Below are 22,617 nucleotides of genomic sequence, written 5' to 3' on the forward strand. Positions count from 1 at the left end.
TAGAATGTATTGAATACGATTTAATGTCAACAGATCCATTATGAATTTTTCTCAAGTAGATCGTGAGAAAAACTCAAGTCGATAGGTGAGTTGCCAAGAAGAGATAATGTAAAAAAAAGGCTGAAAAACACATCGTGCTTCCAGCCTTATTTATCTTAGTGAATAGTATGCTATTTAGAATTTAAAACAGGCTAGACATTCTGTTTAGATCAGATTGAATTGCACCTGCCGTCACTTCACGCCCCGCTCCTGGGCCACGAATAACCAATGGATTATCTTTGTACCATTTGCTCTCAATCGCAAAGATGTTATCGCAAGGCAGTAAGTTAGCCAGCGCATGCTCTTTCGACAACGCCTCCACACCGACCGTTGCCTTGCCGTTCTTCTCTAAACGCGCTACGTAACGTAAAACCTTCTGCTGAGAGTGCGCTTTTTCTAAACGCTCGGCCAGTTCTTCACTCAACACAGAAGCCTTATCAAAGAAATCATCCACTGATAAATCTTGCAGCGCTTCAGGTACTAGCGATTCGACTTTTACGTTTTCAGGCTCGATCTCTAAACCAGATTCACGCGCTAGAATCACCAACTTACGCATTACGTCTGAACCATCTAAGTCAGCACGTGGGTCTGGTTCAGTAAGGCCTTGTTGCCATGCTAAGTCGACCAACTCACTGAACGGTACTGTGCCATCAAACTGTTGGAACAACCAAGACAACGTGCCTGAGAAAATGCCAGACAACGCAATGATGTCATCGCCACTCTCACGCAGGTCGCGTACCGTGTGGTTAATCGGCAAACCTGCACCAACGGTCGCGTTGTATAACCAGTGACGGCTGATCTTAGCAAACGCATCTTGCACCTGATGGTAATACTCACTTGATGCAGAGCCTGCAACCTTGTTGGCCGAGATCAAATGAATGCCTTGTTGTGCGATTTGCAGATATTTTGCTGCAAGCACTGGGCTCGCTGTAACATCAAGAACCACCGCTTCATCGTAACCCTGAATCGAACCTAAGCGCTCTAACCAATCGTTACCATTATTAGCAATCGCTTCATCATCAAAACGCTTACTAACAGACGTCGCATCAATGCCTTGATCGTCAAACCAATAGGTTTGGCTATCAACCACGGCAACCAATTCAAAGTTCATTCCACGGCGCTTTTCAAGTTCCGCTTTTTGCTCAGCAAACAGGCTTAACCAGCTTGAACCAATATTGCCCTTACCACACAAGGCAATCGCAACACGCTTCTGCGCTTGGAACAGTTGAGAATGAATGCCTTTCACTAGACTTGATGTTTCACTCTTACGAATCACAGCCACCAAGCTTAAGCCTGAGTTCGCTTCTGAGATGAACTCAACCGGCGAGCTCTTAAGCTGCTGGTAGAAACCGTAGCAATGATTAGGGTTCTTAGTCACACCCGCACCCACTGCAGCAATCAGAGAGAAACCTTCTTTTAGCTTAATCTCAGCTTCAATCGCATGGTCTTGGAGATATTCTAATGCACCACCAGCGATCTCTTCTGTGTAGGCAAGACGCAAACAGTGTTGATCCGGTTCAAGCTCATAAGCAAGCGGCTCAAGTTGAGCACGCTTAAGCCCTTCAAGCACTTCACTCTCTAGACGGTCGAAATCATGGCCGTGACCAAAGGTCAGTTGCACGATAAGCACTTCATCCAAAGAGGTAATGATTTTTGCGCCACGACCCGATGCCAGTACACGCTCGATCTGTGTAGAGCCCGCCTCCGGCTGATAGCTGCAGCGTAAGCTGAGATCCATAGCACTTTGAGCCACAGGCTGTAGCGTTCGGCTGTGAAGCACTGGAGCGGCAAGACGAGCCAATTCGCTGGCTTCATCAAGGCGAAGTAGAGGCAATAGACACGCATCTGAAACCAGACGAGGGTCAGCGCTGTAAACGCCTGCCACATCACTCCAAATCGTCACGCGTTCAACTTCAGCCAAAGCACCAATCACGGTTGCTGAGTAATCCGAACCGTTACGGCCAAGCAATACCGTTTCACCCTCGCAGTTCTGAGCCATAAAGCCCGTAATCACCACGCGGCAATGTGCATGCTGCGCCAAGGCTTCTTTGATCAGAGGGTAAGAACGTGCGCGGTCGACTTCAGGCTGAGCGCCCACTTCTGCACGTAAAAAAGCACGCGCATCTTGAGCAACGGCTTGTAAATCATGCTGGCACAACAAAGCCGCGAGTAGACGTGAAGACCAAACCTCACCGTGTCCAAGCACTTTTGCTTTTTGTGCTTCGCTCAAGGGAGCCGTTAGCTCACCCAAAGCGGTAAATTCTTGTTGAATGGTTGAAGTAAGTTGTGCGGCTGATTCACCCTCAAGCAGTGCTTCAATCAGATCGAGTTGGAACTGACGAAGTGCTTGTAGGCATTCATGGGCAATACGACCATCTTTGTCGAGCGCTTCAACAAATTCAATCAAACGGTTGGTTGTTTTGCCTGCTGCCGATACCACCACCAAATCAGATGCTGATGAGTATTCTCTAAGAATGTTGACCACGCGTTGGTAACATTCAGGATTCGCTAAACTGCTGCCACCAAATTTATGTAGCTGGCGAAAGGTTGCCATTATTAACCCTCCCCTTCAGCGATAAAGCGCTGTGTTCTTTCAAACGCTTGCTTGAGGTCATCGATTAGGTCTTCTGCATCTTCAAGGCCAACAGATAGACGCAGTAGTTGCTGAGAAACACCCGCTTCTGCTAAGGCTTCTTCACCCATCGCGCGGTGAGTCATCGACGCAGGGTGACAAATCAGGCTTTCAACACCGCCCAATGATTCTGCCAAAGAAAACAGCTCTAACTTATCAACAAAGTATTTAAGCGCCTCGAATGAGCCCGCAAACTCAAAACTGAGCATGGAACCAAAGCCCGATTGCTGTTTCTTCGCGATATCATGACCCGGATGTTCAGGAAGGCTTGGGTGGTAAATAGTGCCAACAAGATCTTGTTGCTGCAGAGACGCTAGAATTTCACGTGAGCTTTCTTCGTGAACTCGCATACGCGCACCTAGCGTACGAATACCACGTAAAGTCATGTAGCTATCAAATGGTGTGCCGGTCGCACCAATACAGTTGCCCCACCATGCTAACTCTTCAGCGTGTTCTTCTGTCTTAGTGACCACAACGCCACCAATAACATCTGAGTGTCCATTGATGTACTTAGTGGTTGAGTGGATAACAAAATCAGCACCCAGCTCTAAAGGCTTTTGGAACACAGGTGTCAAAAACGTGTTGTCGACAGCAACCAGAGCACCAACCTCTTTCGCTTTACGGCAAGTTTCTGCAATATCAACCACGCGAACCAGTGGATTCGATGGGGTTTCAATTAAGATCAACTTTGGCTTAAGCGCGAGCGCCGCATCCAGCGCTGCTTGATCCGATTGATCAACGAACAGAACTTTGAAGTCACCTTTTAGCGAGCGAGTGTTAAACAGACGGTAAGTACCGCCGTAGCAATCGTGCGGTGCAATAATAAGATCATCGCCGCCTAAGAAAGCCGAAACCCATAAGTTAAGCGCCGAAGTACCACAGTTAGTCACAACCGCGCCTTTGCCTGATTCAAGCTCAAACAGTGCCGTCTCTAATAAACCGCGGTTTGGGTTACCAGAACGGGTGTAATCGTACTTTGGCACTTCACCAAAAGCGGGAAACCCATAGTTAGTCGAAAGATAAATGGGTGGGACAACGGCATGGTGTTGCGTGTCTGACTCGATACCAGTACGTACTGCGATTGTTGCTGGCTTCCGGCTGCTCATAGGTGCTTCCTTACAAGTTTTGCGTCTGAGAATCACAGCGGCTTGTCGGCATTTTGCGGCTGTGTTAGATATATGTTATTCACTTTACTTTCATAAACGTGAGACGTCAACACTTCTAGACGTCTATATGTCTTTGCTTATGGCAGTAAATCCCGCTAAAATCACCACTATTAATTTATTCTAACAACTAAAGTGATGAAGGTACGCAATGGCCGACTGGAATGGTGAATACATAAGCCCATATGCTGAGCATGGAAAGAAAAGCGAACAAGTAAAGAAAATTACAGTTTCTATCCCTCTAAAAGTGTTAAAGGTTCTTACTGACGAGCGTACTCGCCGCCAGATTAATAACCTACGCCATGCAACAAACAGTGAGCTACTGTGCGAAGCCTTTCTACATGCGTACACAGGCCAACCACTACCAACGGATGAAGACCTTCGTAAAGACCGCCCAGACGATATTCCTGCTGAAGTGAAAAAGCTGATGACAGAGATGGGTATCGAGTTCGAAGCGTTTGACGAAGAATAAAAACAACTCAGTCACTGCCTTCATTATTGATTCGCTCTAGCTGAACCTTATTTATCACATCGCGCATAGCTTTTTATGATTGCGCTGTGAATGATAGACATAAAAAAACCGACTCCAGATGAGTCGGTTTTTTATTATTCTTTTTGGCTCAATAGAGCAACAGCTATTAAGCCATATAGTTAGCAGGCATCTCGATACGAGCTACGCCAGATTCAACAGCCGCTTCCGCAACTGCTCGTGCTACGCGAGGAAGTAGACGTGGGTCCATTGGCTTAGGAATGATGTAACCCTTACCGAACTCCAGTGCAGTCCCGCCCGCAGCTGCTAGTACTTCAGCTGGAACTTCTTCTTTCGCCAGTTCACGAATCGCTTTAACCGCCGCTAGCTTCATTTCGTCATTAATTTCGCTCGCACGCACGTCTAGTGCACCACGGAAAATGAATGGGAAACAAAGTACGTTGTTTACTTGGTTAGGGTAATCACTGCGGCCTGTACCCATGATTAGGTCAGAACGAACTTCGTGTGCAAGCTCAGGCTTGATCTCTGGATCTGGGTTTGAACATGCAAACACAACAGGCTTATCAGCCATCAGCGTTAGTGCTTCAGCAGGCAGTAGATTCGGCCCCGATACACCCAAGAACAGGTCAGCGCCTTCGATAACATCTTCAAGCGTACGCTTATCAGTGTTATTTGCGAACAGCTCTTTGTATTCGTTTAGGTCATCACGACGAGTATGGATCACACCTTTACGGTCAAGCATGTAGATTTTTTCACGCTGAGCGCCACACTTAATCAGTAGTTCCATACAAGCAACCGCCGCTGCGCCAGCACCTAAACAAACGATCTTACACTCTTCAAGTTTCTTACCTTGAAGCTCGATCGCATTCAGCATACCCGCTGCCGTTACAATCGCAGTACCGTGTTGGTCATCGTGGAATACCGGAACATCACAACGTTCAATCAGGCGGCGTTCAATCTCAAAACAGTCTGGTGCTTTGATGTCTTCCAGGTTAATACCGCCGAATGTATCTGCGATATTCGCAACCGTATCAACGAACTCATCGATTGTGCGGTGTTTCACTTCAATATCGATAGAATCTAAACCAGCAAAACGCTTAAACAAGAGCGCTTTACCTTCCATAACTGGTTTAGAGGCAATAGGGCCAAGGTTACCTAGGCCAAGAATCGCTGTACCGTTAGAGATAACTGCAACCATGTTGCCTTTACCTGTGTACTTATAAACGTTATCAACGTTCTGTGCGATCTCGCGAACAGGCTCAGCCACGCCTGGGCTGTATGCAAGTGCTAGGTCTTCTGCAGAGTTTGCAGGCTTCGTCAGTTCTACGGCAATTTTGCCTGGAATTGGGAACTCATGGTAATCAAGAGCTTGCTGACGGAATTGTTCTTGAGGCGATAACGATTTTTCAGATGATAACGCTTGAGAGGATTGAGCTTGGCTGCTGTCTTCAGACATAGGTGTAGGTTCCTAGGATATTATTATTTGGGGGATCTGGTTCATGTTAATGGATGTACTTCAAAGTTCCTAGGTGGTTGAAGCCTCTGTCTCATTAAAAAACGAGATTTCACTACTAATAAGACCAGTGAGCAGTTGAAATTACTATCGCTTGTTGAAGTTTCGTGCTGAATTTTGGTGAAGAGAGATACGCAAGGAATTGCCCTGAAATAGAATAGAGAGGCAACTTATCGTTGGGTGAGAGTGATGCTTGAATAGAAGTCAGTGCTTTCTCAAATTACAGGCAACAAAAAAGGACACCGAAGTGTCCTTTTTCATGTCTAAATAGCGAGAATTACTTCTTGCTAGAAAGAGCACCGAAACGCTTGTTGAAGCGATCAACACGGCCGCCAGTATCTACGATACGTTGCTTACCAGTGTAGAACGGGTGACATTTGTCACATACGTCTAGGTGGATTGATTCTTTTGCTAGCGTTGAGTTGAACTCAAATGTGTTGCCGCAAGAACAAGTTGCAGTAACTGCTTTGTATTCTGGGTGGATTCCAGCTTTCATGGGATAACCTCAAGTAGGCCGTGTCGCTATACGATTCTAAGCCGCACACCACACGTAGTTTAAAAAAAGAAATAAAGACACCGCATCGACACAAAAGAGTGATGAAGCCATACCTTTAAGGCGCAGTATAGTAATGAATCTATAAAGCAGGATCAACTGATTTGATACATTTTTCGCCAATATCGGCGTTATTTCCTTTGCTGGCTGTGATTCTTGGCTTGGCCCCAACCTCACCCGCTTCTCTGCCACATCACATTCAAACTGCTTCTCGAATTTAACCGCCTTATCCTTTAGACTGTTCGCTCTCGTCAATTCAGATAAAGCCGTCCCTTTATGCGTCCAATGATTGCCCGTGTGGCGCTGCCTGTTCCACTCGACAAGCAGTTCGATTACAAGATTCCAAACCACCTATTCCCGATTATTGGTGGTCGCGTCTCTGTGCCTTTTGGACGACAAACCTTAACCGGCATTGTCACGGCTCTGGTTAACGAATCAGAATTCGAGCTAGATAAGCTCAAGCCAATAAAAGCGCTATTGGATAACCAACCTGTTTGGCCGGAATCTGTCTATTCACTATTAATGTGGTGCAGTCAGTTTTATCAGTACCCTCTTGGCGAAACCTTTGCTAACGCCCTTCCGAGCGCTCTAAGAAAAGGCAAAGCCGCCGACTTCGCGACGCTGGTTGAGTGGCAGTTAACGCCATCAGGCAAAGACCAACTGATGCAAGGTTTTGGTCGCGCGGTCAAGCAAGCCAAAGTGATGCACATGCTTGAACACGGCCCGGTTCCTCATCAAGAGTTCATTGATGAAGAAGTTGGCAGCGCCGTACTCAAAACGCTAGAAGAGAAAGGCTGGATTGAATCGGTAGAGAAAAAGCCGAAGCGCCAACCTTGGCCAGTTGAACTTGAGAATGACCAAGACAAACCTAAGCTCAATGCCGAACAAGCCATCGCGATTGCGACCGTAAATAGCCAAACCGACTTTGGTTGTTTCCTGTTAGAGGGCGTTACTGGCTCAGGTAAGACCGAGGTTTACCTGAATATGATTAAGCCGATTCTCGATCAAGGTAAACAAGCGTTAGTGCTCGTGCCCGAGATTGGTCTCACTCCTCAAACGATTAACCGCTTTAAGCGACGCTTTAATGTGCCTGTTGAGGTTATCCACTCAGGTTTAAACGATTCAGAACGCCTGAATGCGTGGTTATCGGCGCGCGATAAAATAGCAGGCATCGTGATTGGTACCCGTTCAGCTCTGTTCACGCCATTTGCTGACCTAGGTATTATCATTGTCGATGAAGAACACGACGCGTCTTATAAACAGCAAGATAGCCTGCGCTACCACGCTCGTGATGTGGCGATCATGCGTGCGCACAAAGCGCAGATCCCGGTTGTGTTAGGCTCTGCAACTCCAGCATTTGAAACACTGCACAACGCTCAAATAGGTAAATACAGTTATCTCACCCTGACTTCACGTGCGGGTGTCGCACTGCCGACCACCAATAAGGTGTTGGATGTTAAAGGTGAATATCTAGAAAGTGGCCTGTCTGCGTCGTTAATTGCAGAGATGCAAAGACACCTCAAAGCAGGCAACCAAGTGATGCTGTTCCTCAATCGCCGAGGGTTTTCTCCGGCATTGATGTGTCACGATTGTGGTTGGACAGCCGAGTGTAAACGTTGTGATGCTTACTACACCTATCACCAATACAGTAATGAGATGCGCTGCCACCACTGTGGTTCTCAGCAGCATATCGTGCACAACTGCCAAGGTTGTGGGTCTGTGAACTTGGTGACAGTGGGTGTCGGTACCGAGCAGTTAGAAGCTCAACTTGGTCAACTATTCCCGGAATACAAAACCATTCGTATTGACCGCGACAGCACCCGCCGTAAAGGCAGCTTAGAAAGCGCGCTCGAGTCGATTCGTAAGGGTGAATTCCAAATTCTTATCGGCACGCAGATGCTTGCTAAGGGTCACCATTTCCCTGACGTGACACTTGTGGCGTTATTGGATGTGGATGGCTCTTTATATAGTAGTGACTTCCGTGCCTCTGAACGTCTTGCGCAGCTATTCATCCAAGTAGCGGGACGCGCAGGACGAGCAAGCAAACCCGGTGAAGTGATCTTACAGACTCACCACCCAGAACATGGGTTGTTGCAAGCCTTGCTACACAAAGACTATAACCACTTTGCTCAGACGGCGCTAGCAGAACGTAAGCAGGCAATGTTACCGCCCTATACCTTTATGACGCTGTTTAGAGCAGAAGCCAATGACACTCGCTTGGTGGAAGAGTTCTTGCGTCAGGTTCGTCACACATTGGAATCGCACCCGCTGTTTGACCAATATTGCATGGTGTTAGGGCCAACCCCGGCTCCGTTAGCAAAACGAGCGGGCAAATCGCGCTGGCAGTTAATCTTACAAACTCAGACGCGCTCGTTAATGCAGAAGCTATTGATGAGTGCCAAGCCGGCCATCAATATGTTACCTGCTGCGAAAAAAGTTCGCTGGTCACTCGATATTGAGCCGCAAGATTTGAGTTAAACCCACTTGGGTTAAAACTAATGATAAGTTTGTTCACAAATATTTCATATTTCTCGTGAGCAACTTCACACTAGTCATGTGATTTTTGTTAATCTAGCCGTAACTTTACACGGATTAAACGAATAAAATATTGCAATAAAAAAAGTGTTAGCAACACTTTCATAATATCTATTCGATTACATTTATTATTCACGCCTTAAATACTTAGGCGACAAAGGAACTTAAAAGAGGGTTTAATTTATGGCGACAATGAAGGATGTTGCCCAGCTAGCAGGCGTCTCAACGGCAACGGTATCACGTGCATTGATGAACCCTGAAAAAGTCTCGGTTTCTACTCGTAAACGAGTTGAGACAGCAGTACTTGAAGCTGGATACTCACCCAATACATTAGCTAGAAATTTACGTCGCAACGAATCAAAAACCATCATCACTATCGTTCCTGATATCTGTGACCCTTACTTCGCCGAAATCATTCGTGGTATCGAAGATGCCGCTGTAGAGAATGACTACCTCGTTCTACTGGGTGACAGTGGTCAACAAAAGAAGCGTGAGTCTTCATTTGTTAACTTGGTCTTCACAAAGCAAGCAGACGGTATGCTACTGCTTGGCACTGATCATCCGTTTGATGTCAGTAAGCCTGAGCAAAAGAATTTACCGCCAATGGTTATGGCGTGTGAATTCGCACCTGAGCTTGAACTGCCAACGGTTCACATCGACAACCTAACCTCTGCATTTGAAGCCGTGAATTACCTCGCTCAGTTAGGTCATAAGCGCATCGCTCAGATCTCTGGGCCAACGACTGCAACCCTGTGTAAGTTCCGTCAACAAGGCTACCAACAAGCATTGCGCCGCGCTGGAGTATCAATGAACCCAGCTTACAGCACTGTGGGCGATTTCACCTTTGAAGCTGGTGCGCAAGCGGTTCGTCAATTACTCGCACTTCCTGAACAACCTACAGCGATCTTCTGTCATAACGATGCGATGGCGATTGGTGCGATTCAAGAAGCGAAGAAGCTAGGTTTACGCGTTCCTCAAGACCTATCGATTGTTGGCTTCGATGACATCCAATTCGCTCAATACTGCGATCCACCGCTAACCACTATTTCTCAGCCTCGTTATGAGATTGGACGCCAAGCGATGTTGATGATGCTTGATCTATTGAAGGGCAACGATGTGCAAGCAGGTTCGCGTCTGCTTGAAGCTAAATTAGTCGTTAGAGGCAGCACCGCACCACCTCGAATGTAACCCTTAGAAATACCCTTATAAATCTGCGGCACATTTTGATGTGCCGCTTCCATTTCTGCACTATTATCCTCGCGCAATCTGGATTACCATGAGGACAGAATCAGCAACTATTGAATTGTCTTGTGGCTAATAGAGATTATGTAAAACGCGGTCGTGGCACGAAAAAACCGACCAAGAAACAAGCCCCTCGCCGTAAACCTTGGCGCAGTGGTCTTTTGGCGATCCTCCTTGCCGGTGGTTTTGGTTATGGACTTTACTTATTGAGTAATGATCCTGAGCCGCCAGCACCAACACCTGTGGCTACCAAACCAAAACCTAAGCCAAAACCAGCGAAAGTGATTCCACCGCCTCCAGAAGAGAAGTGGGACTACGTTGAAACGCTGCCAAGCCGCGAGATTGAAGTTAAAGCCAAAGAACAAGAGATCTCTAAGATCCCTTACGTGATGCAGTGTGGCGCATACAAAACGTCAGCACAGGCAGAAACGCGCAAGTTAGATATTGCGTTCCAAGGTATCTCGAGTGAAATCCGTAAAAAAGACGGCAGTAGCTGGTACCGTGTGGTTCTAGGGCCATACAAGTTGAAGCGTGACGCCGAGCGCGATCGCCATAAGCTGCAACGGGCGAAAATCGAACCTTGCGCTATTTGGAAAGACACCGATTAGATTTAGCGATAGTCGTAGTCTTAATCTTAGCAAAAGCCGAAAAACAAACTCCGAAAGCCTCCCATTGTGGAGGTTTTCTTTTATTTACTCCCTTTAGTCAGTTTTCCTTACAACTTCCGCCGATAAGTTGCGCGACATCACTCGCCCTTCCTTGAATTATCCGAGCACCATCCTCATATACTTTTTATACCCAAAGATAAGAAATATTAAGAGGCCCTACTCGTGACTACCATTGTATCTGTACGTCGTAATAATAAAGTCGTCATCGCGGGTGATGGACAAGTATCTCTAGGCAATACTGTAATGAAGGGCAATGCCCGTAAAGTACGTCGCCTATACAACAACAAAGTACTGGCAGGTTTTGCTGGCGGTACCGCTGATGCTTTCACGCTATTCGAAAAATTTGAAAGCAAGCTACAAATGCACCAAGGCCACCTGACCAAAGCTGCCGTTGAGCTAGCGAAGGATTGGCGTAGCGACCGTGCTCTACGTAAGTTAGAAGCATTGCTTGCAGTAGCGGATGAGACCGCTTCACTGATCATCACTGGTAACGGTGACGTAGTTCAACCTGAGAATGATCTGATTGCGATCGGTTCGGGCGGTAACTTCGCTCAAGCAGCAGCTACTGCACTATTAGAAAATACTGATTTAGATGCGCGTGAAATCGCAGAAAAGTCGCTGAACATTGCCGGCGATATCTGTGTCTTCACCAACCATCACCACACTATTGAAGAACTAGAAAGCACCGTTGAACTGCCAAAGCCAGAGTAACGACCGCTTCCATCAATAACGTTGTATTCAACAGTGATTAAAGAATTAAGGAAAAACCATGTCTGAGATGACTCCTCGCGAAATTGTTCACGAACTCAATCGCCACATTATCGGCCAAGACAACGCTAAGCGTTCAGTTGCTATTGCCCTGCGTAACCGCTGGCGTCGTATGCAGCTTGAAGAAAGCCTGCGTGTTGAAGTATCACCAAAGAACATCCTAATGATTGGCCCAACGGGTGTAGGTAAAACTGAAATCGCTCGCCGCCTAGCGAAATTAGCAAACGCGCCTTTCATCAAGGTAGAAGCGACTAAGTTCACCGAAGTGGGTTACGTTGGTAAAGAAGTTGAAACCATCATCCGTGATCTAACGGACGTTGCGATCAAGATGACGCACCAACAAGCGATGGAAAAAGTACAATACCGCGCTGAAGAACAAGCTGAAGAACGCATTCTTGATGCCCTTCTACCACCAGCTCGTGATGCTTGGGGTCAGAATGAGCAATCAACTGAAGACACAACCTCTTCAAACACTCGTCAGATTTTCCGTAAAAAACTGCGCGAAGGTAAGCTAGACGACAAAGAGATCGAAGTTGATGTAGCGGCACCGCAAATGGGTGTTGAAATCATGTCACCTCCAGGTATGGAAGAGATGACTAACCAGCTACAAGGCATGTTCCAAAATCTCGCTGGCGACACCAAGAAAAAGCGTAAGATGAAAATCAAAGACGCATTCAAAGCACTGACAGAAGAAGAAGCTGCGAAGCTTGTGAACCAGGAAGAGCTAAAAGAGAACGCGATCTTCAACGCTGAAAACAACGGTATCGTGTTCATCGATGAGATCGACAAAATCTGTAAACGTGGTGACAGCTCAGGCCCAGACGTATCTCGCGAAGGTGTTCAACGTGACCTACTGCCTCTTATCGAAGGCAGCACAGTATCAACGAAACACGGCATGGTTAAAACTGATCACATCTTGTTTATCACATCAGGCGCATTCCAAGTGGCTAAGCCATCTGACCTGATCCCTGAGCTGCAAGGTCGTCTACCAATCCGTGTAGAACTTGAAGCGCTTTCTGCACATGACTTCAAACGAATTCTTACTGAGCCAAAAGCATCTTTAACAGAGCAATACATTGCCCTGATGAAAACAGAAGATGTGAGCATTGAGTTCACTGAAGATGGCATTAATCAGATTGCTGACGCGGCATGGCGTGTTAACGAAACCACGGAGAATATCGGTGCGCGTCGCCTACATACTGTTATGGAACGCCTAATGGATGAGATTTCATTCGACGCAACAGAAAAAGCCGGCAGCAAACTCGTCATTGATGAAGCTTACGTAACGTCGAAGCTCGGTGAATTCGTTGAAGACGAAGACCTAAGCCGCTTCATCCTGTAGCACACGAAACTCCAACTTATTGCTCTATCTCAAAGAAATAGCAGCTAATAAGCGAATTCAAGGCCCACTTTCGAGTGGGCTTTTTATTACTTGAAGAATGGGCGTATACTCAAATCACAGTTTGAAACGAAGACTTACAAAGAAATAGACCTACGATGAAACAATCTCTACTGATTTGGCTTGATGCCGCACGACCGAAAACTCTGCCTCTCGCACTCGTCTCTATTCTTACAGGAAGTAGTTTAGCGTTCTCCAGCGATCACTTTTCTTTATCGATAGCACTACTGGCTTTTTTAACCGCCACACTCTTACAAATTTTATCGAACCTAGCGAATGACTATGGCGATGCGGCTAAAGGCACCGACAACGAAAATCGTCTAGGACCAACACGCGCAATGCAATCTGGCGCGGTGACGGCAACAACCATGAAGCAAGCGATCATCCTCAATATCGTGTTTACCGTTATCGCAGGGCTCATTCTGATTTTCCATGCGCTGACATCAATTGAAAGCATTCTGTCTTTCATCGCACTCGGCGTATTAGCGATTGTCGCGGCTATCGCATATACCGTAGGCAACAAACCCTATGGATATATTGGCCTAGGGGACTTATCTGTCTTTATCTTCTTTGGTTTGTTAGGTGTTTCTGGTACTTACTTCTTACACACTGGTCATGTTGAACCAAGTCTATTTCTTCCAGCGTTAGGCTGCGGACTGATGGCGGTTGCGGTACTCAATATCAATAACATGCGTGATATCGAAAACGACAGTGAATGCGGGAAACGCACCATGGCCGTTCGTCTAGGACAACGCAAAGCTAAGCAATACCACTTTGCACTTCTTGGATTGGCTCTCGCGTCTTTCGCTATCTACCTGCTTATTCAAGAAAAACCGGTCTGGATCAGCCTGCCGTTTTTGCTGAGCATTATTATTGTTTACAAGCATGGCAAAGCCGTTTGGGAAACCGAAAAGCCAGCGCAAATTGCACCAATGATGCCCGTGATTGTGAAATGCTCACTGGTCACTAACCTATTGTTTGCAGGGGTTGTCGTAGCTCAAACTCTATTGAGTTAAATGAGACTAATCATTGCAAAGGGATCAAGCGCCGATATACTCAAAGTAAGCTCATTGTTCAAAAGGTATACTAATGGAATACAACACTTCAGCACTGTGCGACATATATTTGGATCAAGTTGATGTCGTGGAGCCAATGTTCAGCAACTTCGGTGGACGTGCATCCTTCGCAGGACAGATCACGACATTAAAGTGTTTTGAAGACAACGCTTTGATTCGCTCTGTACTAGAGCAAGACGGTCTGGGGCGTGTGTTGTTAATCGATGGGGGCGGCTCACTACGTAAAGCGCTGATCGATGCTGAGATAGCCCTACTTGCCGAAGACAATGAGTGGGAAGGGATTGTGGTTTACGGGTGCGTTCGTGAAGTCGATGAGCTTGAAGACATGAACCTAGGTATCCAAGCCTTGGCTTCTATCCCTGTTGGTGCGAGCCAAGAAGGTGTCGGTGAATTAGACGTTCCAGTGAACTTTGGCAGCGTGACCTTCTTACCTGAAGATTACCTCTACGCAGACAACACTGGCATCATTCTTTCTGCCGAACCTCTAGATGTAGAACTCGATTTGGATGTCGAGGAAGAAGACGTCGAGTAACTCTCACTCAGCTTCAAATAATAAAACAAATCATAAGAACACAAACAAAAACGCCCGCTACTGAGTAGCGGGCGTTTTTTTAAATCTGAAGAGTCGATTACTCTACTTCATCCATTTTACCAAGAAGGTTACGGATGCGATCTTGCCATGCTGAATGCTCTTCCTGCATTTGCTGAGTTTTTTGCTCTAGCTCGTGACGGCTTGCTTTAAGCTCACCAGCTTCTGTTGCTAGTGCTTGTTTCTCTTCTTTAAGCTCTTCCACTTCCATTTGAAGAAGTGCAATTGTATCTACTGCTGTTTGAATTTTTGCTTCTAGCTGCTCTAGTACTTCAAAAGACATTCTGGCCTACCTTTAAGTTATCCGTTTGATGGTGAAGGTTCACTCCACTTATTTCCCCATTCTACTCAGCAGAGCAAGGATAAACACTCAATATATTCGATATTTTGCGCCATTCGATGAAAAAAACAGCACTTTTTACCGAATATTGACGTGAACGATTACCGCCACAACGGCAAACCGATTATTTTGATGAATAATAACTGTTTTCCACTGCGAATTGATCGAGAGCAATCTCCAAAAAACAAAAAGGCAAACGTTTCCTTTTGGATATGGTAAAATTCGCCGCGAAATTTCTATTCCCCCTTTGAAAATTTTGGAGTCCGCATGAAACGCGATTTAGCAATGTCATTCTCTCGTGTCACAGAAGGTGCAGCACTAGCTGGTTACAAGTGGCTTGGCCGTGGCGATAAAAACGCTGCAGATGGCGCTGCTGTAGAAGTAATGCGTAGCCTATTAAACAAAACCGAAATTAGCGGTGAGATTGTTATCGGCGAAGGTGAAATCGATGATGCACCTATGCTATACATCGGCGAAAACGTAGGTGTGGGCGGCGACGCTGTCGACATCGCAGTTGACCCAATTGAAGGGACACGCATGACAGCAATGGGCCAATCAAATGCATTGGCTGTATTGGCTGCGGGCGAAAAAGGCAGCTTCCTTAAAGCGCCTGATATGTACATGGAAAAGTTGGTTGTTGGCCCTGGCGCTAAAGGCGTGATTGACCTAGAACTGCCACTAACAGAAAACCTAGAAAACATCGCTAAAGCACTAGGTAAAACACTTGATACTCTAGTCGTAACCACGCTTGCTAAGCCTCGTCATGATCAAGTCATCGCCGACATGCAAGCAATGGGCGTTCGTGTATTTGCTGTGCCAGACGGTGATGTTGCGGCTTCTATCTTAACCTGTATGCCAGACAGTGAAGTAGACGTCATGTACTGCATCGGCGGCGCACCTGAAGGTGTGGTCTCGGCGGCGGTAATTCGCGCACTCGACGGCGACATGCACGGTCGTCTTCTACCTCGCCACGAAGTGAAAGGCGACACAGAAGAGAACCGCAAGCACGGTGAACTTGAACTTGAGCGCTGCGCAGAAATGGGCGTAACGGCGGGTATCGTATTGAAGATGGAAGACATGGCACGCAGCGACAACGTTGTATTCTCAGCAACAGGCATCACTAAGGGTGACTTGCTAGAAGGTATTTCTCGTCAAGGTAATATCGCAACCACAGAAACCCTGCTTATCCGTGGCCGCTGCCGTACAATTCGCCGCATCAAATCTATCCACTACCTAGAGCGTAAAGATCCAGAAGTAGTAGGTCATATCCTGTAAGCCTAAATTCGGTGAAACAGAATATTCCAAGGCTGATACCTAGTATCAGCCTTTTGTTTTATTAGCGCACCAGAATCTGACCATGGCAGCCAATAGAGTAAAACGCTATCTATAGAGTAAATTATCATCAATATAGTAAATGGTTTGCTTTATAAACACCTTGCCTCATAATAGTAAGGTTCATTAGGTAGGGATAGTATGAAAACAAGCGACAGAATCTTACAGACCATTAAGCGTCAAGGCGCGGTAACCGCGAAACAACTGTCAGAAGAATTTGGCATGACGACAATGGGGGCAAGGCAACATCTGCAAAGCCTGGAAGATGACGGTATTCTTGCGTTTCATGATGTGAAAGTGAAAGTGGGTCGCCCGACTCGCCACTGGTCCCTGACTCAACAAGGTCATAACCAATTTTCAGACCGACATGGTGAACTCACCATTCAAGTGATTGATGCTGTCGAGAATCTATTTGGTAAAGAAGGGCTGGCTAAGGTTGCTGCCGAGCGTGAACAACACACTCTTAAGCAGTATCAAACTGCGCTGTCTGGCTGTGATTCACTCATCAGCAAGCTTAAAAAACTCACCCAGCTTCGTGAAGACGAAGGCTACATGGCTGAGCTTCAAGAGTATGATGATCACTACATCTTGATTGAGAACCACTGCCCTATCTGTAAGGCTGCAACTCGCTGCCCTAGCCTGTGCCAATCTGAGCTCAACGTGTTTACTGAGTTACTAAAAGATGAGTGTCACGTGAGCCGTACAGAGCACATCATTGCTGGCGAACGACGCTGCACTTACACCTTAACACCCGCCCTTTGATTGCAAAGGTAATCGGCTAATACCGTCTCAATATTGAGAAAATACAAATAGATTAAAATTTGTACAGATTTCTTTCTTAAGCTTAGAGCATATGAAACACGCTTAATGCTAAGGAAGGAATGATGGCGCATCCACAACCCGCTCAAAAACTGCCACCCTTTGATGAACTTGTCCAACTCGCGAAAAGCGACCCGAAAGCATTCAATCAATTCAAACACGAGATGTGCGAACAGATGATTTGTTCGGCTTCAGACGTGATGCAAGACCGACTTCGTGCGCAGCAAAGTCACATCGACTTAGTGGTTAGCCGTTGTAAAAACCCACACCACGCCAATGTCGTACTCATGCAAGAGCTGCGCTGTCAGGTCTGTAAGTTCCAAGATGCACTCGAAGGGCGCTGCGGCTTTGAAGAATCTCTGCCTGAAAATGTCGTGCCTTTTAAGCCGAATACCGAACCTAAAATGTACTGAAATTAGCAAAGCACTAAAAAGAAAAAGGGAGCGTAATGCCCCCTTCTTATTGGTTCGCTGTTCAATATTTACATGGGTCTTCGCCGTAGTCATTACGGCCTTCTGTACCTTTCAACAAACCACACTCAATCAGAATCCAGAAACCACACACTAATGCCGCGACGGTTGCCGCCATATGAATTGGCGATACCGGCTCTGTCGTCGTTGCAACCATTGGCGAAGCTAAACGACCCAATACTAATGGCACATTCAATAGTAGCCAGTAATTAGACTTATTGCGGTCGTGCCAGCGCTTAGCGGTTACCGCAAGGTCTGGGATCACAAGCATCAATAGGATGATTGGTAGCAGGATATAAGAGTAAGCAGGGAACAACACAGAGATACCTGAAGCAAAACCGGTAATCGCTATGTAGTAGAAAACATTCCAAATCCAGTAAGTCTTACGACCAATTCTCCCCTTGAAAGAGAGCAGTAATTCTTTCATCGACATCTTAAATACTCAAATTTATACGCCGCTAAAAGTCAGCAGCAATGGTTAGTTTATTACTTTTTGAAAGCAACTTTTATCCATATCACGAATATTCACCGTTAAGCTTCTTACATGACTCGCTTGTTCTTGCAGGATCTGCATTAACGATCGTGACAATTCTCGCTTTTGCTCTTCCGTTCGTCCCGAAAGTAACTCAAAGCTGATATGAATAAAGTCTACACTATCTTCCTCATCACCGACCAACCAATTATGGCAACGCAGTGAACGAGATTTCACTGATGGCACATCAAACAAGCCACATGTGAGAGCGACTTGGTGGAGATCTTCCAGTAAGCCTTGGATATTTACTCGCTCATCCACTGAATTGGAGTACTCTAGAACTAGATTCGGCATTGTTACTTCCTGTTGTTAACGCAATCGTTTGTCCCTTAATAACAACTAACGATGAAAAATCCGAGAAGTTAGCTATTATTCTGTCTGCCGGATCACTGATATATGCTCAAAATCTACTCTGACCATTGAGTAAGATCCAAGAAAGTCATGACCACAGTCATGATCTGTTGATATTAATCTGTTATATTATTTCGTAATAAAGTTTACTTTTTTACATTCGATTTATTTAAATACTTTGGAGATATTCCTATGCGTCATCCTGTAGTTATGGGTAACTGGAAACTAAACGGCAGCAAAGAAATGGTTGTTGATCTACTAAACGGTCTTAACGCTGAACTTGAAGGCGTAACAGGCGTAGACGTAGCAGTTGCTCCACCAGCACTTTTCGTTGATCTAGCAGAGCGTACGCTTACTGAAGCGGGCAGCGCGATCATCCTAGGTGCTCAAAACTCTGACCTAAACAACAGCGGTGCATTCACTGGCGACATGTCTCCAGCAATGCTTAAAGAGTTCGGCGCATCTCACATCATCATCGGTCACTCTGAGCGTCGTGAATACCACAACGAATCAGATGAGTTCGTAGCTAAGAAATTCGCATTCCTAAAAGAGAACGGCCTAACTCCAGTTCTTTGTATCGGTGAATCTGAAGCACAAAACGAAGCAGGCGAAACTGTTGCAGTATGTGCTCGTCAACTTGACGCTGTTATCAACACTCAAGGTGTTGAAGCTCTTGAAGGCGCTATCATCGCTTACGAACCAATCTGGGCTATCGGTACTGGTAAAGCAGCTACAGCTGAAGATGCACAACGCATCCACGCTCAAATCCGTGCACACATCGCAGAGAAATCTGAAGAAGTTGCTAAGAAAGTTGTTATCCAATACGGCGGTTCTGTTAAGCCAGAAAACGCAGCAGCTTACTTCGCACAACCAGACATCGACGGTGCTCTAGTTGGCGGCGCAGCTCTAGACGCGAAAAGCTTCGCAGCTATCGCTAAAGCAGCAGCTGAAGCAAAAGCTTAATTTAAACCTCACCGTTTAGATTAGATGAAAGGTCAACTTAGGTTGGCCTTTTTTATTACCTGTCGTTTCTGAAACCCAAACGGCAGGCACAAAAAAACCGCTGAATAATCAGCGGTTTTTAAATTCTTTAAGCGAACGCTAGGCGTGGCTTAGAACAACTCTTCTGCAACGCGGAACAGCTCAGAACGGTCTGGGTTCTGCATGTTCTCGATACAGTCGATGATGTCGTGGTGAACAAGTTCTTCTTTCTCGATACCAACACAACGACCACCGTGACCTTCTTGAAGAAGGTGAACAGCGTAGTTACCCATGCGAGAAGCCAGTACACGGTCAAATGCAGTAGGACGACCACCACGTTGGATGTGACCAAGAACCGTTGCACGAGTTTCACGACCTGTTGAAGATTCGATCTCTTTAGCCAGTTCGTTCGCATCCATCATTAGCTCAGTTAGAGCGATGATTGCGTGCTTCTTACCTTTCGCAATACCATCTTGGATGTTGCTAATAAGCTGTTCTTTATCTAAGCCAGTCTCTGGAGTAATGATGTACTCACAACCACCGGCGATTGCTGACATAAGCGTAAGGTCACCACAGTGACGGCCCATGATTTCAACAATAGAAATACGTTGGTGAGAAGAAGACGTGTCACGTAGACGGTCAATTGAATCAATAACTGTGTTAAGCGCAGTTAGGTAACCGATTGTGTAGTCAGTACCTGCGATATCGTTATCGATAGTGCCTGGAAGACCGATACATGGATAACCCATTTCTGTCAGTTTCTTAGCACCCATGTAAGAACCGTCGCCACCGATAACAACAAGTGCTTCGATACCGTGCTTCTTAAGGTTCTCGATGCCTTTCTCGCGAACTTTAACATCTTTGAATTCAGGGAAACGTGCAGAACCTAAAAAAGTACCGCCGCGGTTGATGACGTCAGATACGCTTGAACGGTCAAGCTTTTCAATACGGTCTTCAACAAGGCCTTGGTAGCCATCGTAAATGCCGTAAACTTCAATGCCAACTGATAGTGCGGTACGAACTACGCCGCGTACTGCTGCGTTCATGCCTGGAGCGTCACCACCACTGGTCAAAACACCGATCTTCTTAATCATGCTCACCCTCGATTTTTGGGAATCTATTATTCAATTCTTTTGCTTGCCGATTGTATATCAACAAGATTTTAAATCTATATATGTGCTTTATGTTACATTTCCTCAATGGGAATAGCACTTAAATCGCGTAAATTTATGTAACATTTCTACTTCTGTAAGAGTATTACAGTTTTACTCAGTAACTTTGTTGATTCACATCAGAATCAACATTAATTGTTATGCGGTGGTTTTTGTATCACCAAAGAATTCGCAATTTTTACTCACTTTAGTTCAAAAGCCACCCACTTACCATTTGCGGGCTGCTTTTCCCACCTATTACCAAGAATGGAATTTCTGCTGCTTCTCCGGGCCAAACACCACCGAATACGGGTCTTGATGAATTAATACATCAGCATCAGGGAACACAGAGATAAGCTTGGCCTCCACTTCATCAGAAATGCGATGCGCTTCAATAAGTGGGATATTATCTTCCAATTCTAAATGCAGTTGGATAAAGCGAATCGGCCCCGAACGACGAGTTCGTAATTGATGCACACCCAACACACCTTCAATGCTCAATGATGTCTCTTTAATCTGTTTCAGCTCTTCGTCTGGCAGCTTATGATCAAGCAAAGATTGCACGGCTTCCATCGCCATTTGATAAGCGCTGTACAGAATGTAGATACCTATACCCACCGCAAATACAGAGTCCGCTTGGCCAAGCCCAAACCAACTCAATGCCAGTGCCAGCATAATCGCGGCGTTCATATAAAGGTCTGATTGATAGTGCAATGAATCGGCTGCAATAGCTTGGCTACCCGTTTTGTTGACCACATGTTTTTGGAAGCGAACCAGACCAAAGGTCATCACTATCGCGAACAGGCTGACGTAGATACCAATTTCTGGAGAGTTCAGTTCATGAGGTCGGAAGAAGCGCTCAATACCATTGAGAATAAGGAAACATGCAGAGCCTGAAATAAACATTGCCTGCGCTAATGCAGCGAGAGATTCAGCCTTACCATGACCAAAGGTGTGCTCTTTGTCGGCAGGCTGCAGAGAGTAACGAACCACGATAAGGTTAACGACAGAGGCCGCGATATCCAGCATTGAATCCACGACGGAAGCCAACAGACTCACGGAACCTGTCACCCACCAAGCTGCGACTTTCACTATCAATAAAATAGTGGCGATGGTGGTGGCTGCCCAAGCGGCGAGCGTAACTAAACGTGCGTATTCTTGTTTCATAACTTGGCTATAAAGTGACTGATAGCACAAAGTATAACCTGCAAACCACCAATTGAATATGACAGCCATGATGTGAAACATTCATTTTTAAGGATCAAAAAAAGCGACACTCGGCCGCTTCTTTCTAAACACTTTCATTCAACGCTGATTTTTCAAGCAATGAATTACTTGTCTTTGTTCATGCGTTTTCCCATTTTGTCAGCACACTTAGTCATGCGCTCTTGTTGGATTTCTTTCAGTTGAGTCTTTTGCTCAGCCGTTAGTACGCTCATCATTTGGTGTTGCTTCTTAAGCATTGCTACGCGACGCTCAGTTTGCTTCTCAACCATTTGGCTTGCTAGGTCGTTTGCTGCTGCTTCGTCAAAGTTGTCAGCAAGTACCAATGCTTGAACCTTTTCGTGATGCGCTTTCATTTGCGCCATTTTTGCCGTTTTGTTTGCACCGCGCTTTGCTTTCATCTCAGCACGGTCTGCTTCACGCATCTCTTTTAACTGTTCTTTTTGAGCGTCGGTTAGGTCTAGTTGGCGCATTACTTTTTTATCGAAACCGCCACACTTGTCGTGCATACCTTTGTGGTCACCTTTATCACCACCACCGTAAGCATACGCGCTTGCTGTACCTAACATTAGTGGAAGTGCCGCAGCTGCTAGTACAAGTTTCTTAGTCATTTTCATAATTGTTGCCTCAATTCGGTATAATAAGTCATGTGTTGCGTCTGTTTCTCAGCGCTTAGATATAGATTAGTCTTTCCCTCGTAAAGTGACGTTTAGAAAGCGTAAAGAATCGTAAAGAGTGAAAGTTGACGAA

At 45.9% G+C, this 22,617-nt stretch carries 22 protein-coding genes; 12 read left to right on the forward strand and 10 right to left on the reverse strand.

Features of this window, described 5'->3' with window-relative positions; all coding sequences use genetic code 11:
* Window positions 1-181: 181 nt before the first annotated feature.
* Both AB4185_RS11255 and AB4185_RS11260 read right to left on the reverse strand, forming a co-directional pair.
* The gene (locus AB4185_RS11255; protein WP_372135460.1) at window positions 182-2,593 is read right to left on the reverse strand and encodes a bifunctional aspartate kinase/homoserine dehydrogenase II; all 2,412 of its coding nucleotides are present in this window, start codon (window positions 2,591-2,593) and stop codon (window positions 182-184) included.
* Window positions 2,594-2,595: 2 nt separating this feature from the next.
* Window positions 2,596-3,777 carry an O-succinylhomoserine (thiol)-lyase gene (locus AB4185_RS11260; protein WP_017063681.1) on the reverse strand — a complete coding sequence of 394 codons (1,182 nt, stop codon included), beginning with the start codon at window positions 3,775-3,777 and terminating at the stop codon, window positions 2,596-2,598.
* 208 nt (window positions 3,778-3,985) lie between these two features.
* Between AB4185_RS11260 and metJ the strand changes: the two genes are divergently transcribed.
* Window positions 3,986-4,306, forward strand: coding sequence for a met regulon transcriptional regulator MetJ (gene metJ, locus AB4185_RS11265; protein WP_004415993.1), 321 nt, complete (start codon window positions 3,986-3,988; stop codon window positions 4,304-4,306).
* 166 nt (window positions 4,307-4,472) lie between these two features.
* Here metJ and AB4185_RS11270 read toward each other — a convergent pair whose 3' ends face one another.
* Window positions 4,473-5,780, reverse strand: coding sequence for a malic enzyme-like NAD(P)-binding protein (locus tag AB4185_RS11270; protein ID WP_372135461.1), 1,308 nt, complete (start codon window positions 5,778-5,780; stop codon window positions 4,473-4,475).
* Window positions 5,781-6,114: 334 nt separating this feature from the next.
* Window positions 6,115-6,333, reverse strand: coding sequence for a 50S ribosomal protein L31 (gene rpmE / locus AB4185_RS11275; protein WP_004737142.1), 219 nt, complete (start codon window positions 6,331-6,333; stop codon window positions 6,115-6,117).
* A 333-nt stretch (window positions 6,334-6,666) separates the two neighbouring features.
* Between rpmE and priA the strand changes: the two genes are divergently transcribed.
* From priA to rraA, 7 genes are all read left to right on the forward strand, one after another.
* The gene (priA, locus tag AB4185_RS11280; RefSeq protein ID WP_102393043.1) at window positions 6,667-8,868 is read left to right on the forward strand and encodes a primosomal protein N'; all 2,202 of its coding nucleotides are present in this window, start codon (window positions 6,667-6,669) and stop codon (window positions 8,866-8,868) included.
* 240 nt (window positions 8,869-9,108) lie between these two features.
* The gene (cytR, locus tag AB4185_RS11285) at window positions 9,109-10,113 is read left to right on the forward strand and encodes a DNA-binding transcriptional regulator CytR (protein WP_004729690.1); all 1,005 of its coding nucleotides are present in this window, start codon (window positions 9,109-9,111) and stop codon (window positions 10,111-10,113) included.
* Between the two features lie 122 nt (window positions 10,114-10,235).
* Window positions 10,236-10,775: a cell division protein FtsN gene (ftsN, locus tag AB4185_RS11290; protein WP_029222060.1), complete on the forward strand. Its 540-nt coding sequence runs from the start codon at window positions 10,236-10,238 to the stop codon at window positions 10,773-10,775.
* Window positions 10,776-10,997: 222 nt separating this feature from the next.
* Window positions 10,998-11,546, forward strand: a complete 549-nt coding sequence (gene hslV, locus AB4185_RS11295; protein ID WP_004729692.1) for an ATP-dependent protease subunit HslV — start codon at window positions 10,998-11,000, stop codon at window positions 11,544-11,546.
* A gap of 58 nt (window positions 11,547-11,604) precedes the next feature.
* A complete protein-coding gene (hslU, locus tag AB4185_RS11300) occupies window positions 11,605-12,945 on the forward strand; it encodes an HslU--HslV peptidase ATPase subunit (protein WP_016767976.1) in 1,341 nt (446 codons plus the stop codon).
* Between the two features lie 155 nt (window positions 12,946-13,100).
* The gene (locus tag AB4185_RS11305; RefSeq protein WP_372135462.1) at window positions 13,101-14,018 is read left to right on the forward strand and encodes a 1,4-dihydroxy-2-naphthoate polyprenyltransferase; all 918 of its coding nucleotides are present in this window, start codon (window positions 13,101-13,103) and stop codon (window positions 14,016-14,018) included.
* A 73-nt stretch (window positions 14,019-14,091) separates the two neighbouring features.
* Entirely contained in the window at window positions 14,092-14,610 is a 519-nt protein-coding gene (gene rraA, locus AB4185_RS11310; RefSeq protein ID WP_017061152.1) for a ribonuclease E activity regulator RraA, read from the forward strand.
* A gap of 97 nt (window positions 14,611-14,707) precedes the next feature.
* Here the strand turns inward: rraA and zapB are convergent, their stop codons facing one another.
* Window positions 14,708-14,950 carry a cell division protein ZapB gene (gene zapB, locus AB4185_RS11315; RefSeq protein WP_008219652.1) on the reverse strand — a complete coding sequence of 81 codons (243 nt, stop codon included), beginning with the start codon at window positions 14,948-14,950 and terminating at the stop codon, window positions 14,708-14,710.
* Window positions 14,951-15,274: 324 nt separating this feature from the next.
* Here zapB and glpX point away from each other — a divergent pair, with 324 nt between their 5' ends.
* The 3 genes from glpX (at window position 15,275) to AB4185_RS11330 (ending at window position 17,571) form a co-directional block, all read left to right on the forward strand.
* Complete coding sequence (gene glpX / locus AB4185_RS11320; protein ID WP_017061153.1) at window positions 15,275-16,282, forward strand: class II fructose-bisphosphatase; 1,008 nt, start codon at window positions 15,275-15,277, stop codon at window positions 16,280-16,282.
* Between the two features lie 198 nt (window positions 16,283-16,480).
* Window positions 16,481-17,101, forward strand: a complete 621-nt coding sequence (locus AB4185_RS11325; RefSeq protein ID WP_065584290.1) for a metalloregulator ArsR/SmtB family transcription factor — start codon at window positions 16,481-16,483, stop codon at window positions 17,099-17,101.
* 122 nt (window positions 17,102-17,223) lie between these two features.
* The gene (locus AB4185_RS11330; protein ID WP_017061155.1) at window positions 17,224-17,571 is read left to right on the forward strand and encodes a DUF3135 domain-containing protein; all 348 of its coding nucleotides are present in this window, start codon (window positions 17,224-17,226) and stop codon (window positions 17,569-17,571) included.
* A gap of 61 nt (window positions 17,572-17,632) precedes the next feature.
* Here AB4185_RS11330 and AB4185_RS11335 read toward each other — a convergent pair whose 3' ends face one another.
* Complete coding sequence (locus tag AB4185_RS11335; RefSeq protein WP_017063673.1) at window positions 17,633-18,061, reverse strand: DUF805 domain-containing protein; 429 nt, start codon at window positions 18,059-18,061, stop codon at window positions 17,633-17,635.
* Between the two features lie 45 nt (window positions 18,062-18,106).
* Window positions 18,107-18,454 (reverse strand): 5-carboxymethyl-2-hydroxymuconate Delta-isomerase, encoded by a 348-nt coding sequence (locus AB4185_RS11340; RefSeq protein WP_017061157.1) that lies wholly within the window; start codon window positions 18,452-18,454, stop codon window positions 18,107-18,109.
* 249 nt (window positions 18,455-18,703) lie between these two features.
* Here AB4185_RS11340 and tpiA point away from each other — a divergent pair, with 249 nt between their 5' ends.
* The gene (tpiA, locus tag AB4185_RS11345; protein WP_017061158.1) at window positions 18,704-19,474 is read left to right on the forward strand and encodes a triose-phosphate isomerase; all 771 of its coding nucleotides are present in this window, start codon (window positions 18,704-18,706) and stop codon (window positions 19,472-19,474) included.
* Between the two features lie 149 nt (window positions 19,475-19,623).
* Here tpiA and pfkA read toward each other — a convergent pair whose 3' ends face one another.
* The 3 genes from pfkA to AB4185_RS11360 all read right to left on the reverse strand — a co-directional run bounded on the left by pfkA (window position 19,624) and on the right by AB4185_RS11360 (window position 22,484).
* Window positions 19,624-20,586 (reverse strand): 6-phosphofructokinase, encoded by a 963-nt coding sequence (gene pfkA, locus AB4185_RS11350; protein WP_029223212.1) that lies wholly within the window; start codon window positions 20,584-20,586, stop codon window positions 19,624-19,626.
* Window positions 20,587-20,901: 315 nt separating this feature from the next.
* A complete protein-coding gene (fieF, locus tag AB4185_RS11355; protein ID WP_102433326.1) occupies window positions 20,902-21,810 on the reverse strand; it encodes a CDF family cation-efflux transporter FieF in 909 nt (302 codons plus the stop codon).
* 164 nt (window positions 21,811-21,974) lie between these two features.
* A complete protein-coding gene (locus AB4185_RS11360) occupies window positions 21,975-22,484 on the reverse strand; it encodes a CpxP family protein (RefSeq protein ID WP_229647415.1) in 510 nt (169 codons plus the stop codon).
* Window positions 22,485-22,617 lie beyond the last annotated feature (133 nt).

Source organism: Vibrio sp. 10N.286.48.F5, assembly GCF_041469785.1.
Lineage (GTDB): Bacteria > Pseudomonadota > Gammaproteobacteria > Enterobacterales > Vibrionaceae > Vibrio > Vibrio crassostreae_C.

Bases quoted from the DNA above. Each gene is read 5' to 3' on its own strand.
- AB4185_RS11255 (WP_372135460.1), bottom strand. From the start codon at position 2,593: ATGGCAACCTTTCGCCAGCTACATAAATTTGGTGGCAGCAGTTTAGCG.
- glpX (WP_017061153.1), top strand. From the start codon at position 15,275: ATGAAACGCGATTTAGCAATGTCATTCTCTCGTGTCACAGAAGGTGCA.
- AB4185_RS11325 (WP_065584290.1), top strand. From the start codon at position 16,481: ATGAAAACAAGCGACAGAATCTTACAGACCATTAAGCGTCAAGGCGCG.
- AB4185_RS11360 (WP_229647415.1), bottom strand. From the start codon at position 22,484: ATGAAAATGACTAAGAAACTTGTACTAGCAGCTGCGGCACTTCCACTA.
- zapB (WP_008219652.1), bottom strand. From the start codon at position 14,950: ATGTCTTTTGAAGTACTAGAGCAGCTAGAAGCAAAAATTCAAACAGCA.
- cytR (WP_004729690.1), top strand. From the start codon at position 9,109: ATGGCGACAATGAAGGATGTTGCCCAGCTAGCAGGCGTCTCAACGGCA.
- priA (WP_102393043.1), top strand. From the start codon at position 6,667: ATGCGTCCAATGATTGCCCGTGTGGCGCTGCCTGTTCCACTCGACAAG.
- AB4185_RS11270 (WP_372135461.1), bottom strand. From the start codon at position 5,780: ATGTCTGAAGACAGCAGCCAAGCTCAATCCTCTCAAGCGTTATCATCT.
- AB4185_RS11330 (WP_017061155.1), top strand. From the start codon at position 17,224: ATGGCGCATCCACAACCCGCTCAAAAACTGCCACCCTTTGATGAACTT.
- pfkA (WP_029223212.1), bottom strand. From the start codon at position 20,586: ATGATTAAGAAGATCGGTGTTTTGACCAGTGGTGGTGACGCTCCAGGC.
- AB4185_RS11335 (WP_017063673.1), bottom strand. From the start codon at position 18,061: ATGTCGATGAAAGAATTACTGCTCTCTTTCAAGGGGAGAATTGGTCGT.
- rraA (WP_017061152.1), top strand. From the start codon at position 14,092: ATGGAATACAACACTTCAGCACTGTGCGACATATATTTGGATCAAGTT.
- tpiA (WP_017061158.1), top strand. From the start codon at position 18,704: ATGCGTCATCCTGTAGTTATGGGTAACTGGAAACTAAACGGCAGCAAA.
- fieF (WP_102433326.1), bottom strand. From the start codon at position 21,810: ATGAAACAAGAATACGCACGTTTAGTTACGCTCGCCGCTTGGGCAGCC.
- AB4185_RS11340 (WP_017061157.1), bottom strand. From the start codon at position 18,454: ATGCCGAATCTAGTTCTAGAGTACTCCAATTCAGTGGATGAGCGAGTA.
- rpmE (WP_004737142.1), bottom strand. From the start codon at position 6,333: ATGAAAGCTGGAATCCACCCAGAATACAAAGCAGTTACTGCAACTTGT.
- metJ (WP_004415993.1), top strand. From the start codon at position 3,986: ATGGCCGACTGGAATGGTGAATACATAAGCCCATATGCTGAGCATGGA.
- hslU (WP_016767976.1), top strand. From the start codon at position 11,605: ATGTCTGAGATGACTCCTCGCGAAATTGTTCACGAACTCAATCGCCAC.
- AB4185_RS11260 (WP_017063681.1), bottom strand. From the start codon at position 3,777: ATGAGCAGCCGGAAGCCAGCAACAATCGCAGTACGTACTGGTATCGAG.
- AB4185_RS11305 (WP_372135462.1), top strand. From the start codon at position 13,101: ATGAAACAATCTCTACTGATTTGGCTTGATGCCGCACGACCGAAAACT.